The 14915-nt window shown below is 61.1% G+C and carries 11 protein-coding genes; 8 read left to right on the top strand and 3 right to left on the bottom strand.

Annotation, left to right across the window (positions count from 1 at the left end; all coding sequences use genetic code 11):
• Positions 1-14: 14 nt before the first annotated feature.
• Entirely contained in the window at positions 15-1808 is a 1794-nt protein-coding gene (locus AU074_RS21270; protein WP_076016396.1) for an ABC transporter ATP-binding protein, read from the top strand.
• Entirely contained in the window at positions 1802-3541 is a 1740-nt protein-coding gene (locus AU074_RS21265) for an ABC transporter ATP-binding protein (protein ID WP_076016395.1), read from the top strand. The genes AU074_RS21270 and AU074_RS21265 overlap by 7 nt, the downstream gene beginning before the upstream one ends.
• 34 nt (positions 3542-3575) lie before the next feature.
• Here AU074_RS21265 and AU074_RS21260 read toward each other — a convergent pair whose 3' ends face one another.
• On the bottom strand, positions 3576-5315 hold the full coding sequence (locus AU074_RS21260) for a dipeptidase (protein WP_076016394.1): 1740 nt from the start codon (positions 5313-5315) through the stop codon (positions 3576-3578).
• Positions 5316-5520: 205 nt separating this feature from the next.
• On the opposite strand from AU074_RS21260, the gene AU074_RS21255 reads away from it, so the two are divergent.
• Positions 5521-6438, top strand: coding sequence for an ADP-ribosylglycohydrolase family protein (locus tag AU074_RS21255; protein ID WP_076016393.1), 918 nt, complete (start codon positions 5521-5523; stop codon positions 6436-6438).
• 7 nt (positions 6439-6445) lie between these two features.
• On the opposite strand, the gene rtcR is transcribed toward AU074_RS21255, so the two are convergent.
• Positions 6446-8053, bottom strand: a complete 1608-nt coding sequence (gene rtcR / locus AU074_RS21250) for an RNA repair transcriptional activator RtcR (protein ID WP_076016392.1) — start codon at positions 8051-8053, stop codon at positions 6446-6448.
• A gap of 205 nt (positions 8054-8258) precedes the next feature.
• Here rtcR and AU074_RS21245 point away from each other — a divergent pair, with 205 nt between their 5' ends.
• The 4 genes from AU074_RS21245 (at position 8259) to rtcA (ending at position 13234) form a co-directional block, all read left to right on the top strand.
• Positions 8259-9809 carry a TROVE domain-containing protein gene (locus AU074_RS21245; RefSeq protein WP_076016391.1) on the top strand — a complete coding sequence of 517 codons (1551 nt, stop codon included), beginning with the start codon at positions 8259-8261 and terminating at the stop codon, positions 9807-9809.
• Positions 9810-10141: 332 nt separating this feature from the next.
• A complete protein-coding gene (locus tag AU074_RS21240) occupies positions 10142-11368 on the top strand; it encodes an RtcB family protein (protein WP_076016390.1) in 1227 nt (408 codons plus the stop codon).
• A 36-nt stretch (positions 11369-11404) separates the two neighbouring features.
• Positions 11405-12199, top strand: a complete 795-nt coding sequence (locus tag AU074_RS21235; protein WP_076016389.1) for a nucleotidyltransferase domain-containing protein — start codon at positions 11405-11407, stop codon at positions 12197-12199.
• 9 nt (positions 12200-12208) lie between these two features.
• Complete coding sequence (gene rtcA / locus AU074_RS21230) at positions 12209-13234, top strand: RNA 3'-terminal phosphate cyclase (protein WP_076016388.1); 1026 nt, start codon at positions 12209-12211, stop codon at positions 13232-13234.
• A 112-nt stretch (positions 13235-13346) separates the two neighbouring features.
• Here rtcA and AU074_RS21225 read toward each other — a convergent pair whose 3' ends face one another.
• Complete coding sequence (locus AU074_RS21225; RefSeq protein WP_017475366.1) at positions 13347-14216, bottom strand: undecaprenyl-diphosphate phosphatase; 870 nt, start codon at positions 14214-14216, stop codon at positions 13347-13349.
• Positions 14217-14405: 189 nt separating this feature from the next.
• Between AU074_RS21225 and AU074_RS21220 the strand changes: the two genes are divergently transcribed.
• Entirely contained in the window at positions 14406-14912 is a 507-nt protein-coding gene (locus tag AU074_RS21220) for a GNAT family N-acetyltransferase (RefSeq protein WP_029616027.1), read from the top strand.
• The last annotated feature ends 3 nt before the right edge of the window (positions 14913-14915 follow it).

Here is a 14915-nt window from a genome sequence, read left to right as displayed (position 1 = left end):
GTCAGGGAGACTTCATGAGTAACAAGGATGTGGCTGCGGCCAAACCCAGGGGGCGGGGCGCGGTCTCGCAAGTGTTGCGGCCGGTGCGCGGGCGACTGATCGTTGCGGCACTGCTGGCCGGTGTGGGCAGTATGCTGACGTTGGTGCCGCTGGGGGGCGTTGTGCATATCGCCAGGATCGCCCTCGGCGGGCCGTCGATGGCCCAGACATCGGTCGAGCTGTGGTTGACCATCAGTGTCAGCCTGGCGAGCCTGTTCGTGGGCTTGCTGTTGATGACGGTTGCAGAGACGGTCGCGCACCTGGCCGACAACCACCTCACTCGTCACCTGCGCCTGGCAATCGCTCAGCGACTGAGCCAGGTGCCGCTGGGCTGGTTCACCGAGCGGGCGTCGGGCGAGGTCAAGCAGGCGATGCAAGACGATATCGGCACCCTGCACAGCCTGACTGCGCATTTCTATACCACCGCGGGGCGTTGTGCCGGGGCCGTACTGTTGTCGGCGGCCTATCTGTTCACGGTCGACTGGCGCATGGCGCTGGTATCGCTGTTGCCGTTTCCGGGGTTTTTCCTGTTCTTCAATCATGCGATGAAAGCCAGCGGCAGCGCGATGCAGTCCTTTGTCGAACGCATGACCCGGGTCAATAACGCAGTCGTCGAGTTCGTCAACGGCATTCCGGTGGTCAAGGCTTTCGGTGCCATCGGCAAGGCCCACGCGGGCTACCGCAAGGCGGTGGATGATTTCAGCGAAGCCTTCGTTGAGTTCACCCGGCCGCTGGTGGGGACGATGGCCAACGCCAACGCAATGATCGCCCCGGTGACGGTGCTCGCAACCGTGCTGACGTTCGGCCTGGTGTTTGTCAGTCTGGGCTGGATCAGCGCCGTGGAGGTACTGCCGTTCGCCATTGTCGCGCCGGGTATTTGCGCGCCGCTGATGCTGCTGAGTTACATCACTCACGACCTGAACAACGCCGTTGGCGCCGCCGAGCGTGTACAGGCACTGCTGGCGACGCCGGTACTGGCGCAGGCGGAGCCGGGCTCCGAACGCTTGCCCAAGGACGCCGAGGTGCGCGTGGAAAACCTCGGGTATGCCTACGACCCACAGAACCCGGTACTGTCGAACATCAGCTTCACCCTCAAGCCCGGTACCGTCACCGCCATCGTCGGCGCTTCGGGCTCGGGCAAGTCGACCCTGGCGCGCCTGCTGCTGCGCTTTTTCGATCCGACCGAAGGGCGTATCACCCTGGGCGGCGTCGACCTGCGGCAGGTCGAGACTTCGCAGCTCTACAACCTGATCGGGTTTGTGCTGCAAGAGGTACGCCTGGTCCACGCCAGCTTTGCCGAAAACATCGCCCTCGGCCGGCCCAGCGCCAGTCGCAAGGAAATCGAGGCGGCCGCACGGGCCGCGAATATCCATGAGTGCATCATCGGCTTGCCACGGGGCTACGCCTCGGTGATCGGCGAGGATGCGCAGTTGTCCGGTGGCGAACAGCAGCGCATCAGCATCGCCCGCGCGGTATTGCTGGCGCCGCCGGTGCTGGTGCTGGATGAGCCCACAGCCGCCGCAGATGCCGGGAACGAGGTGGCGATCCAGGACGCGCTGTCGCGCTTTGCCCAAGGGCGCACGCTGTTGGTGATCGCCCATCGCCTCGACACCGTGATGCACGCCGACCACATCATCGTGCTGGAAAACGGCCGCATCGTTGAACAGGGCAACCACCCTCGACTGATCGCACAGGGCGGCCGCTATGCGCGCCTGTGGGCGTCGGGCGGTTACAAACAGACCCGCGAACAGGCGCTGCCGACATGCTGAAAACCTTTATCGAACTGTTGGGCGACGACGCGCCGGTGTTGCATCGCTATGTGAGAAACGTGGTGTTCTACGGCGCGCTGTGCGGGCTGACCATTGCTGCGCTGGTGCCGGTACTGACCGATATGCTCAACGGTGATCTTGCCGAAGCGGCGCTGTGGCTGGCGGTGTTCCTGGCAGCGGTGGCGACGTGTTGGGCTACGCGACGGGAAGTTGAAAAGGCCGGCGTCGCGGTGGGCGTGGCGGTGCTGCAAGGCGGTCGCCAGCGGATCGGCGACCACGTGGCCGGGCTGCCTGTCGGCTGGTTTACCCCGGATAACACCGCGCGGCTCAATCAGGTGGTGACCCAAGGCATGATGGCCGTGGCCCAGCTCCCGGCCCATGTGTTTACCCCGGTGCTCAGCGGCATGATGACGCCGTTGGTGCTGGTGTTGGCGCTGTTCGTGCTGCACTGGAAAATGGGCCTGATCGCCTTGTTGGCGTTGCCGATTCTCGGTGCCGCATTCTGGCTCAGCGCACGGCTTGGCCGGCGTGCCGACCGGGCGTTCCAACGCAGCTCGGCTGACACCAGCCAGCGCATGCTGGAGTTCGCCCAGTCGCAGTCGGTGTTGCGTGCGTTCAGTGGCGGCGGTAGCTCGGTGTTCCTGCAACGGGCGATTGAGCAGCAACACGCGACAGGGGCTCGCCTGATCCTGTTGTCCGCAACCTCGGTGCTGCTGAATACGTGGCTGGTGCAGGTGGCGTTCGCCGCCTTGTTGATCGCCGCCGCATTGTGGCTCGACGCGTACCTGGGTAATCCCTTGCACGTAGGCTCGGTGATCGCGGTGATGGTGTCGCTGTTGCTGGTCAGCCGCTTCATTGACCCGCTGCTGGAGGTGGCCGGTTATGGAGAGACGTTGCGCGGCGCCGGGATGCAACTTGAGGCGGTGCGCGAGATCCTGGCCGCATCGCCGCTGAAAGAGCCGAGCGCCCCGCAATCCCCACGGGATGCCTCAGTGGAATTGTGCGACGTGAGTTTTCGTCACCCGGGTGGTCCTCGGGACGTGCTGCGCGGCTTGAACCTGCGAATTGAACCCGGCAGCATGACCGCGCTGGTGGGCGCTTCCGGCTCGGGCAAGACCACGCTGCTGAGACTGGTTGCGCGGTTTTTCGAGGTCAGCCAAGGCCATGTGTGTATCGGTGGCGTGGATGTGCGACAGATGTCTGGCGAGCAGCTTAACGCGCGGATCAGCCAGATCTTCCAGGACACCTACCTGTTTCAGGGCAGCGTCGCCGACAACATTCGCCTGGGCAAGCCTGACGCCAGCGATGCGCAAGTGCTGGAGGCCGCGCGGCAGGCCGGTGTGCAGTCGATTATCGAGCGTCTGCCCATGGGGCTGTCGACCAGTGTCGGCGAGGGCGGGGCACGCCTGTCCGGCGGCGAGCGCCAGCGTATCGCGATCGCCCGTGCGTTGATCAAGGGCGCGCCGATCCTGCTGGTGGATGAAGCCACTGCTGCACTGGACGCCGAGAACCAGGCAGTCATCGCCGAAACCCTGGCACGCTTGCGCGGCAAGTGCACGTTGATCGTGATCGCGCATCAGTTGTCGACGGTGGTGATGGCCGACCAGATTGTGGTGCTTGATGAGGGCCGGATCGTAGAGCACGGCACGCCAGAACAACTGACGGCTCGGCAGGGGCGTTATGCCCGGTTCCTGGCGCAACGGAGGGCGTCGAAGGGGTGGCGTATCGCCTAGTGGACCCGCCAGGAAGGCGGGTCCGAAGAGCAGGTTAGAGCTTCGGCAGTTGCCCGATGCGGCCCATCATTTCAGTGACGATCTGCAGGTCCAGCAGGAACTGGTCCACGGTCTTGAACTCGTTGTCGGTATGGCCGGTGTACTTGACCTCTGGCCGTGCCAGGCCGAATTGCACGCCATTCGGCAACTCATGCACCGAGGTAGCGCCGGCCGAAGTCCCGTACTTGTGCTCCATGCCCAGGTTCTCGCTGGCCACGGCCAACAGCGCCTTGACCCACTCGCCTTCAGGGTTGCGGTACATCGGCTCGGCGATCGAGTAGTCGAAGCTTACGGCCACGTGGTTCTGCTTGGTCCAGGCGGCCAGCTTGTCGGCGATTTCAGCCTTGAGCGCTTCCGGCGACTTGCCCTTAGGCACACGCAGGTTGACCGCCAGCTTGAAGGTACCGTCATCCTCACCCACATAGGTCAGCGACGTGGTCAGCGGCCCCATGAACGCATCGGAGAAGCCCACACCCAGTTTGCCGCCCAGGTAATCCAGGCCCCAGTTGGTGGCGGCATAACGCGCGGCATCGGTGAACTGGTTGTGCTTGAGCGCCACCTTGCCGTCGAGGCTGTTGAGGAAGTCGAGCATGCGAGCCACCGGGTTCACACCGGATTCTGGCTCGGAGGAGTGAGCGGACACGCCAGTGACGATCAGCTTGACGTCCTTGCCGTCGACCTTGGCTGCCACTTCGAAGTCACCGCCATTGCGTTTGGCGTATTCGCTACCGGCCTTTTGCAGGCTGGCGGCCAGTTCGGCGGGCTTGTCGCTCAACAGTGTCACCACCGACGCCGACGGGATCTGGTTGGTGGCCTTGCCGCCGGTCATCGAGATGATTTCTGCGCCTTTGCCTTCAGCCTTGCGCTTGGGGAACTTGGCCATGACCGTGCCGTAGCCTTTCTCGGCGATCACCACCGGGTAGCCGCCATCCAGCGCCAGGTTGTAGTTGGGCGTTGGGTTGTGTTCGAAGTAGTACGGGATCGCGTCGCCGGAGGTTTCCTCGGTGGTGTCCACCAGCAGCTTGAAATTGCGTGCCAGCGGCAGCTTCTCTTCCTTGATCACCTTCATCGCGTACATCGCCACCACGATGCCGTTCTTGTCATCCTCGGTGCCGCGGCCATACATGCGGTCGCCGATCAGCGTGACCTTGAACGGATCGAGCTTGGTGCCGTCCTTGAGCACCCAGTTTTCCGGGGTTACCGGTACCACGTCGGCGTGAGCATGAATGCCGACGACTTCATCGCCGCTGCCTTCCAGGGAGATCTCATAGACGCGATTGTCGATGTTGCGGAAGTTCAGGTTGAACGACTCGGCCAGACTCTTGATCCTGGCGGCGATCTTGATGAACTCGGGGTTGTCGTGCTGGGCCACGCCGGCCACCTGGAACGTCGGGATCTCCACCAGTTCGCGCAGGGTTTCAGTGGCGGCAGCGCCGTACTTCACTCGCGCATACAGGCCGAGCAGGCGATGGATTTCGTTCTGCTGGTCGGCGGTCAGGCCCTTGTTGTCGAGGAACGCGCTGATAGCCGGGCCGAGGTTGTCGCTCTTGGCCACGTCACTCTTGGCCAGGCTACCGAGAAACTGCCTGAAATCCTTGACCGACGCGTCACTGAAGGTTTTCAGGATGATCGCATTCTGTTGCGGGGTGAGGTTGGCTTGAGCTTGGGTGGTGAACACCGAAAGGCTGGCGGCCATCAGGGTGGCTACGGCCAGTTGCTTGAGGGAAAAATCCATTGCTGAGGGCATTCCTTTGCAGGGAGTGAGTGAGAAATGTCTGATCATAAGGTCAGAAACAATTTCACACACTACCATCGGGAGGCTGGGGGAGGGGAGTGCTTGAGTAGGAAATTTCCCATAGAAATGCGCGATGACCCACAGAACAGAAAGCTCCGGTATGGTTCTGCGGTTAGGGTGTTATTTGTGCAAAGGAGTGGTGTTGATGATGCTTTCAGACCGTTACCGCGGCAGCCTGCTTGGGCTGGCCTGTGGTGATGCAGTAGGGACCACGGTTGAGTTCATGCGCCGAGGTTCGTTTGCCCCGGTCACCGATATGGTGGGTGGTGGGCCGTTCCAGCTTTTGCCTGGCCAGTGGACGGATGACACATCCATGGCGCTGTGTCTGGCCGAAAGCCTGCTGCGCAAGAATGGTTTCGACGCTGGCGATCAGATGGGGCGCTATTTGAACTGGTGGAAGTTGGGTTACCCGAGTTCTACGGGGGAGTGTTTCGATATTGGCACGACGGTTCGTGAGGCATTGGCGGAGTATCAGTACACCGGTGACCCGTTCGCGGGCTCCACCGATCCATACTCGGCGGGTAACGGGTCGATGATGCGCCTGGCGCCAGTGGTGCTGTTCTATTTCCCGGATGCCGAGCGCCTGCGTGAGTTTACCGTCGACAGTTCCCGTACGACCCATGGCGCGTTGGAGGCGATTGAGTGCTGCCTGGTGCTGGCGGAGTGTATTTCCAATGCGCTGCGCGGGGATTCGAAAGCGCAGGTACTAAAGGTTGACTATCTGGACTTGAGCGAACCCAAAGTTGTGGACATTGCTGATGGGCACTACCTCGATAAGGCGCGCAGCGACATCGTTGGTTCTGGTTACGCGGTGGCTTCGCTTGAGGCGGCGCTATGGTGTTTTCATCACACCGACAGCTTTGCCGAGGCCGTGCTGGCCGCGGCAAACCTGGGGGATGACGCCGACACTACGGCAGCGATCGTGGGTCAACTGGCGGGTGCGTATTACGGTGTGCAGGGTATTTCGATCGAGTGGTTGGGCAAGTTGTGGCAGCGTGAAGAGATTCAGGAGACTGCCGACGCGTTGTTTCAGGCGGCACAAGGCCAGGCAGCGGCACTTTAGGTATCCGTCAGCCCTTCAACTCCGCCAACTGTTTCCACTCAATCGAAAATCGCGCCAGGTATTTGCGTAGTCGGTCGGCATCGTTCGGCTGCGCCTTGGCTTGTCGGGAAACGCCGAACAAGCGTCGTCCGGCATCGGAAATGCTGTCGGACTGGAGGCACGTCTCGATCACGGCGTTAAGTTGCAGTTGGTCGAACAGGTCCAGTTCGGTATCGACGCCCAGGCGTGACAGCCAATCGTTTTGCGGCGACTCCAGGCCCCAGGCGTAACGCAGTCGGTCGATTTCTTCCTGGGTCTGGCTTTCGTCGATGCGCCCGCTGTCCGCCAGGGTGGCCATGCGTGTGATGGAGGCGGACAGTTCGCGAAAGTTACCCAGCCAGGCCGCTTCGCTGGAGCAGGCAAAGGCGAGGTAGCGCCGCCGGGCTTCGAGGTTGAAGCGCACCACTTGGCCCTGTTCGCGGGCGTGGCGTTCCAGTTCGAAGTCGATGTTCGGTTCGATGTCTTCACGGCGCCCGGCCAGGCCCGGCAGGTCGAATGTCCAAAGGTTGATCCGGGCGTACAAGTCTTCGCGGAACAGCCCTTCCGCGACGCGGCCGCGCAGGTCGCGGTGGGTGCCGGCGATGATCAGGAAGTCGCTGGTGACTTCCTGGTCGCCGCCGAGAGGGAAGAAGCGCTTTTCTTCGACCGCCTTGAGCAGCATCGCCTGTTCGTCGAGCCCCAGTTCGCCGATCTCATCCAGGAACAACATGCCGCCGTCTGCTGCGCGGAGCAGACCATCGCGGGCGTTCTGGGCGCCGGTGAAGGCGCCTTTGATATGGCCAAACAGCGCCGACATCGCGCCATCGCCGCGTAAGGTGGCGCAGTTCACTTCAACAAAACGTCCCTGGACCTGATGCCGGCTGCGCTTGAGTTCGTAGATGCGCCGCGCGAGGAATGACTTGCCGGCACCGGTGGGGCCGATCAGCAGCATCGGTGCCTTGGAGCGCACGGCCACGCGTTCGATCTGTTCGATGGAGCGGTTGAAGGCCGGGTTGCGTGTGGCGATTCCGGATTTGAGGAAGGCCAGGCTTTCCAGGCGTTTGTGGGCGAAGCGTGATGCGATGCGGTCGTAGCGCGACAGGTCGAGGTCGATCAGTGCATGAGTGCCGGTGGCGCGTTCCTCTTCGTTGCGGCGGCGAGCCGGAGACGTCTGGATCAAGCGGGCTGGCAGATAGCGCGCTTCTGTCAGCAGGAACCAGCAGATTTGCGCAACGTGGGTGCCGGTCGTGATATGGACCAGGTAATCCTCGTGGTCGGTGTCGAAGCGGTAGCCGGTGGTGAAGTCGTGCAGTGCGCCGTACACCTCCTCGAAATCCCAAGGGTTCTTCAGGTGCATGGGGTGCAGCCGCACCTCGGTTTCCGGCGATACCTGCTGGATGTCGTCGCGTACCCGCTGAGCGAGGCTGATGTCTCGTGCGTCGACACCGTGAATCAGCTCCAGGCGATCAATCAATACTTCCTGCTGCTGGCAAAGGCCGACGCTGGGCCGCCAATGGTTCCAGCGATTGCCACCTTTGCCGACCCGGTCCAGGGTTGAACCGATAAAACCAATGGCGACCGTGCGCTTTTGAATCATGGCGATACCAAAATATAGATGACGATATGTAAGGATAAGTAATTTCTGAAGGAATTGTCATTGCAGTCGAGCTGATTAGTTATCTAAATATAAAAATATTCATATAAAACAAATAGATAAGAATATTTATCGGCGAAAACAAAAACCTGGCATGGCAGCTGCAATAACTCTCGCAACGGAACACACAACAGAGCGAGACGCCACGATGGCCAACTCCCAGATCTTCAACACCCAGCAGGCGAAACTGCCTGCATGCGACACCTTGAACGCTACACAGGTACCGGCTTATGCCTACAGCGCCAAGCACAAGCTGGCCCAGTTGGCAGTCACCGGTTGCCTGAACCAGACCTTCCACGCCTCGGCCGAAAGCCAGCTGGAGAGCGTGTTGCAGTTGGCCGGCGAGCTGGACAGCCGCTATATCGCCAAGGTTGCGTGCTACGCCCGCCGCCAAGGCCACATGAAAGACATGCCGGCATTGCTGTTGGCCGCATTGGTGGCCCAACGTTCGGTGATGGTGCCGCAGGTGTTCGAACAGGTGGTGGACAGCGGCAAGATGTTGCGCAACTTCGTGCAAATCCTGCGCAGCGGTGTGACGGGGCGCAAGTCCCTGGGCTCGCAGCCCAAGCGCCTGGTGCAGAACTGGTTGAACACTGCGACGGAGCGTCAGCTTTTGCAGGCGTCAGTCGGTAATCAGCCATCGTTGGCGGATGTGGTGAAAATGGTTCACCCCAAGCCCACTGAACCATGGCGTGAAGCGTTCTTCGCCTGGTTGATCGGGCGGCCGGTGGATGTGCAAGCCTTGCCGGAGCTGACTCGGGCCTTGCTCGCCTTTCGTAGTGGTTCGACCACTGAGGTGCCGGCGGTACCGTTCCAGTTGCTTGGAAACGAGAAGCTCAGCAAAGAACAATGGGCTGCCCAGGCCGATAACATGGGTTGGCAGGCCCTGCGCATGAACCTTAATACCTTTGCACGCCAAGGCGCGTTCGAGGTGCCAGGGTTCGCATGGCAAGTAGCGGCGCGGTTGGCTGATGCAGAGGCGATCGCCAAGGCGCGGGTTTACCCGTACCAGTTGCTGGCGGCGTATCGCATGGCGGGGGATGACGTACCGGCCTGCGTGCGTGAAGCCCTGCAGGACACTCTTGAGTTGTCCCTGGCCAACGTGCCGGTGTTGCAAGGTTCGGTGGTGGTTTGCCCTGATGTGTCGGGCTCGATGCACAACCCGGTCACCGGGTATCGCGAGGGCGCCACGAGCGCTGTACGTTGCATCGATGTGGCGGCCTTGATCGGCGCGGCGATCTTGCGCAAGCAGCCAGACGCACGCTTGATGCCGTTTGAAAACCATGTGGTGGATATCCGGCTCAACCCGCGTGACAGTGTGATGAGCAATGCGCAGAAGCTGGCCGCCATCGGCGGAGGCGGGACTAACTGCTCGGCGCCGCTGGCGAAAATTGCCGGGGCCAAAATGAAAGTGGATACGGTAATCCTGGTGTCTGACAACGAGTCGTGGATTGACGCCAGGCGTCAGCGCGGTACCGAAACCATGCGTCAGTGGGAGTTGATCAAGCAGGTCAACCCGCAAGCGCGGCTGGTGTGTATCGATATGCAGCCGGGTGCCACCACGCAGGCGGCAGACCGCCAGGACATTTTGAATGTGGGAGGCTTCAGTGATGCGGTATTTGATGTGGTCGCGCAGTTCGCCGAAGGGCGCTACGGTGCGCAACATTGGGTGCAGGCGATTGAAGCAATAGAAGTTTGATTTCACCGGCGCTGAATGCCGACGGGACTACATCCAAGACGTCTCGTCAGACCCTTGTCAGCGCCAGTGAAGGCACGAATGCCTGTGGCTGTACATCTATGGTAAGCCGGTATGTTCCGGCGCTCAGTCACACTTTTTGTCGTGCCACCTTATTACGATTGCCTCGGCGAATGCCGGTGAAACTACAGTACGGAATGGTCGCGGGTTCGAGTCCCGCCAGTCGCAAGACTGTAGCTCAGCGGCAGAGCGTGCCGCATGTTTCACCCCTCTTTTGTCGCCGTCTGTTTACTTGAAACGCCGCGCCTGCGGCACATACAAAAAGAATCGAGATCATGCAAGAGAAGACCTACCAACTGCTGGAAGTTGCCAACGGCAAGCCCATCAAGCTCTGGACCCAAGGGGTACCGGTTGAGCCAGAGGCTCGCCAGCAACTGATGAACACGGCGAAGATGCCGTTCATTTTCAAACACCTCGCGGTGATGCCGGATGTGCATCTGGGCAAGGGCTCGACCATTGGCAGCGTGATTCCCACCGTGGGCGCGATTATCCCGGCCGCTGTTGGCGTGGATATCGGCTGCGGCATGATTGCCGCGCGCACCTCGCTGACTGCCGCCGACCTGCCGGATAACCTCCACGGCCTGCGCTGCGCGATCGAGGCGGCGGTGCCCCATGGTCGCACCAGCGGACGTAACGGGCGTGACAAGGGTGCCTGGGACACTGTTCCGCAGCAGGCCGACCAGGTGTGGGCGGCGTTGCAGCCACGCTTCAAAACGATCACCGACAAGTACCCGAAACTGAAGAACACCAACAACCGCCAACACTTGGGGACGCTGGGTTCGGGTAACCACTTTGTCGAAGTCTGCCTGGATGAAGCCAACCGGGTCTGGTTCATGTTGCACAGCGGTTCCCGTGGCGTCGGCAATGCCATCGGTAACCTGTTTATTCAATTGGCTCAACAGGACATGCGTCAGCACATCGCCAACCTGCCGGATCGCGACCTGGCTTACTTCGAGGACGGTAGCCAGCACTTCGATGACTATGTGGAGGCGGTCGGCTGGGCCCAGGATTTTGCCCGTCAGAACCGCGAGATGATGATGCGGGCGGTGGTTGAGGCGACGCGCAAGGTGATCCACAAACCGTTTGAAGTGGCGCTGGAAGCGGTGAACTGCCACCACAACTATGTGCAAAAAGAGCGGCATTTCGGTGAGGAAATTCTGGTCACTCGCAAAGGTGCGGTGTCGGCAAAGAAGGGTGAGCTGGGAATTATTCCCGGTTCGATGGGCGCGAAAAGTTTCATCGTGCGCGGGCTGGGTAACGAAGAGTCGTTCTGCTCCTGCAGCCATGGCGCCGGCCGGATCATGAGCCGCACCAAGGCCAAAAACACCTTCACGGTGGCCGACCAGGTGCGCGCAACGGCCCACGTGGAATGCCGTAAAGATGCTGCGGTAATCGACGAGATTCCGATGGCCTACAAGGATATCGACCAAGTCATGCACGCCCAGCGCGAGCTGGTGGAAGTGCTGCACACCTTGCGTCAGGTGGTGTGCGTGAAGGGATAAAGTCTGGAATTTGATGGTTGTACAGGAGCATTCAAAATGAATAGGGAACAAGACGACCTTCACCCCCTCAGTCTCGCCATGCGCGAACGGGTCTTGCTTGAGCTGGAGCGCATAGAGCGCGAGCGAAACGTCACGGTGCTGTATGCCTGTGAATCCGGCAGTCGCGCCTGGGGCTTTGCTTCCACCGACAGTGATTACGACGTGCGTTTTGTCTACGTGGAAAAGCCGGACTGGTTTGTCCAGGTGGATACGCCACGGGACGTGATCGAACGTCCGCTGGACGACGAGCTGGATATCAGCGGCTGGGAGTTGCGCAAGACCCTCGGGCTGCTGCGTAAATCCAACCCGACGCTGCTGGAGTGGCTCGATTCGCCGCTGGTGTATCGCAGCGAAACGCCTGCGACCGCGCGCCTGCAGGCCCTGGCGGAAGCGTTCTACAGCCCGCCTGCGGCCCGCAGTCACTATTTGTCGATGGCCAGGAAGAACTTTCGTGGGTACCTGCAAGGCGACACGGTGCGCTTCAAAAAGTACTTCTATGTGCTGCGGCCGTTGCTGGCGGTGCGCTGGATCGACCTTGGGCTCGGACGGCCACCGATGACCTTTGCCGACCTGTTGTCGACGGTCACGGATCCGCTCTTGCTGGATGAAGTGGCGACGCTGCTGGCCCTGAAACGTAATGCCGGGGAAGCCGCGTATGGACCCAGGCGCCCGGCGTTGCATCGGTTTATCTCGGCAGAGCTGGAGCGCGAGGCGCCCAAGTTGCCACGTACCCAGGAACACACTCATTTGCTGGACCACTACCTGAGGGAAACGGTAAAGCACTACGCATAAGGAATGGATATGAACCAGGATCTGATCGAGCTGGACGGCGCCATCGGCGGCGGCCAGGTGTTGCGCAGTGGCTTGAGCCTGTCGATGGTGGCGGGGCGCACGCTGCGGATTAAAAATATTCGTGCCAGGCGCAGTCGGCCAGGGTTGCTGCGTCAGCACCTGACGGCGGTTCTGGCCGCTGCCCAGGTATGTGGCGCCCGGGTCGAAGGCGCCGAGCTGGGTTCCCAGGCGTTGCTGTTCGAGCCTGGCCTTATCCAGGGCGGGGACTATAAATTTTCTATCGGCACAGCCGGCAGTTGCACCCTGGTATTGCAGACAGTGTTGCCGGCGTTGCTGCTGGCCCCGCAAGCCAGTCGCGTCAGTATTTGCGGAGGCACCCACAATCCGATGGCGCCTCCGCTGGATTTTCTTGAGCGCGCCTGGTTGCCGCAATTGCGGCGGATGGGCGCCAGAGTCGAGTTGACGCTGGTGCGTCACGGCTTTGTCCCAGCGGGTGGTGGCGAGCTTGTGGCGTTTATACATCCGAGCACATTGATGCCGTTGCACCTCACCGAGCGGGGTGAATTGCAGGGCTCGCGAGCAACCACGCTGAGTGCCGGGTTGCCTGTTCATGTCGCCGAGCGCGAGCTGGAACGTGTGCGTCAGCGGCTGGCGATCAAGCAGGAGCAGTTGCACGCGGTGAACCTTGACGCGGAGCACGGGCCAGGCAATGTCCTGTTGGTGGAATATGCACATGCGCACGTCACCGAAGTGTTCAGCGCATTTGGCCAGGCCAGGTTGCGCGCAGAGGCGGTGGCCGATCAGGCCATCGAGCAAGCGCTAGAGTGGCTTGCCAGCGAAGCGGTGGTCGCCGAGCATCTGGCCGACCAGCTATTGCTGCCGATGGCACTTGCCGGCGGCGGCAGTTTCACCACGCTGCGGATGACCGAGCACCTGCAGAGCAACATGGCGGTGATCCAGCGGTTTTTGCCGGTGGTGATTGAGAGCTACGAGCAAGGCCATCAATTGCTGAAGATTGAATGCCGGGCGCTGTAGTCTGGCCGACCGCGTACTGTAGGAGCGAGCTTGCTCGCGAAAAACGCCCAGGCACCGTGTTTATTCAGGCTGGACGCGTCATCGTTAACGACCATCGCGAGCAAGCTCGCTCCTACAGGAACCCGGTGCTCACCGCCACAATCAGGAACACCCCCAGCACCGCACGGTAGATCACGAACGGCCAGGTGGAAAACCGCTCCAGGAACTTCATCAGGCCCCAGATCGCGAAGAACGCCGAGACACTGGCAACCACCAGGCCAAAGATCAAATGCGGCCAGGCATGGGCGGGCAGGTCGGCGTGGAACAGCACCCACAGCTCCTTCAGCCCCGCCAACGCGATTGCCGGCAAGCCCAGCAGGAACGAAAACCGCGCCGCTTCTTCACGCTTGAAATTGAGGAACAGTGCGGCGGTCAGGGTCGAGCCCGAGCGGGAAACCCCGGGAATCAGCGCGCCGATCTGCGCAATGCCGACAATCAGCGCATCCCGCAGGCGCATTTCGCCCACCGTGCGCTTATGCCTCGCGCTGAGTTCGGCCGCGGCCAGCAGCACGGCCATCACCAGGCAGGAAATTCCGATCACCATCAGCCCGCGCAACGGCGAGTTGCACGAGTTGAGCGTCGACGACAAGGCAATTCCGGCGATACCAATCGGAATCGTCGCCAGCACAATCGCCACCGCCAGCTTGAACCACTGGTTGTTGTAGTCGCCCTGGCGCACCGCGCTGATGCTGCCCACGGTGACCTGGCGCACATCCTTCCAGAAGTAACTGACCACTGCCGCCAAGGCAGCCAACTGCATGGCCGCGGAAAACGCCGAGCCGGGATCCGGCCAGCCGAGCAGGGCGGGCACGATGCGCATGTGGGCGGTGGAAGACACGGGCAGTAATTCGGTGATGCCCTGAATGATGCCCAGAATGCCGATTTGCAGGTAATCCAGGGACGCAAAGCCGACATCGAGGCCGCTGGTGCAGACGTTTGTCAAAGTACTTATCCTGAAAACGAAGGGAGGGAAGTGGCGCGGAGTTTAGTCTAACTTTGTAATGATTTTGTAGTTGACAAGAGAAAACTGTGATCTGTTCAGCCAACAGAAAGCTTTGCCGGTGTATTGGCATTGCCTGTGGCTTTGTTGACAATGGCGCCCTGTTTTTTTGCCGAGATGCCCATGCCTGCAATCCCCGATACCACCGTCGAATTGATCGAAACCGGCCCGGAACACGCCGCGCTGATCGCCAACCTTTACCAGTTCTACGCCTACGAGTCCTCGGACTGGGAACAGGAAGACGTCGAGGTGGACGGGCGTTTCTACATCCATGAGGAGCACCTGGCCCGCTACTGGGAAGACCCGCAGTGGAGCGCCAACCTATTGCTGGTCGACGGCTTTATCGCCGGCTTTCTGCTGATCGAAGGCAGCGAACTCCCCGGGATCGACGCGCTGGAACTGGCAGACCTGTTCATCTTGAAACGCTATCGCCGCAAAGGAATTGGCCGCGCCATCGCCACTCAGGTCTTGAGCAGTGGCGAGGCGAACTGGCTGGTGCGTTTCTATGATCAGGATGAAGTGAGCCAGGCGTTCTGGCGCACGGTATTGGATAACCTGCCCCGTCCGGTGCAGGCCATTGAGTTGGATGATGAACCGAACCTGCTGAGCTTCCTCGTGACCCGGGCGGCGTTGCACTGAGGC

The organism is Pseudomonas sp. ATCC PTA-122608, assembly GCF_001952855.1.
Classification (GTDB): Bacteria; Pseudomonadota; Gammaproteobacteria; order Pseudomonadales; family Pseudomonadaceae; genus Aquipseudomonas.
Note: the sequence above shows the minus strand (reverse complement) of the source record. Positions and strands in the feature narration are given on the sequence as shown.

What these genes read in the sequence shown, in the direction of transcription:
- AU074_RS21270 (WP_076016396.1), top strand. Translation starts at nt 15, where the DNA reads ATGAGTAACAAGGATGTGGCTGCGGCCAAACCCAGGGGGCGGGGCGCG.
- AU074_RS21265 (WP_076016395.1), top strand. Translation starts at nt 1,802, where the DNA reads ATGCTGAAAACCTTTATCGAACTGTTGGGCGACGACGCGCCGGTGTTG.
- AU074_RS21260 (WP_076016394.1), bottom strand. Translation starts at nt 5,315, where the DNA reads ATGGATTTTTCCCTCAAGCAACTGGCCGTAGCCACCCTGATGGCCGCC.
- AU074_RS21255 (WP_076016393.1), top strand. Translation starts at nt 5,521, where the DNA reads ATGATGCTTTCAGACCGTTACCGCGGCAGCCTGCTTGGGCTGGCCTGT.
- rtcR (WP_076016392.1), bottom strand. Translation starts at nt 8,053, where the DNA reads ATGATTCAAAAGCGCACGGTCGCCATTGGTTTTATCGGTTCAACCCTG.
- AU074_RS21245 (WP_076016391.1), top strand. Translation starts at nt 8,259, where the DNA reads ATGGCCAACTCCCAGATCTTCAACACCCAGCAGGCGAAACTGCCTGCA.
- AU074_RS21240 (WP_076016390.1), top strand. Translation starts at nt 10,142, where the DNA reads ATGCAAGAGAAGACCTACCAACTGCTGGAAGTTGCCAACGGCAAGCCC.
- AU074_RS21235 (WP_076016389.1), top strand. Translation starts at nt 11,405, where the DNA reads ATGAATAGGGAACAAGACGACCTTCACCCCCTCAGTCTCGCCATGCGC.
- rtcA (WP_076016388.1), top strand. Translation starts at nt 12,209, where the DNA reads ATGAACCAGGATCTGATCGAGCTGGACGGCGCCATCGGCGGCGGCCAG.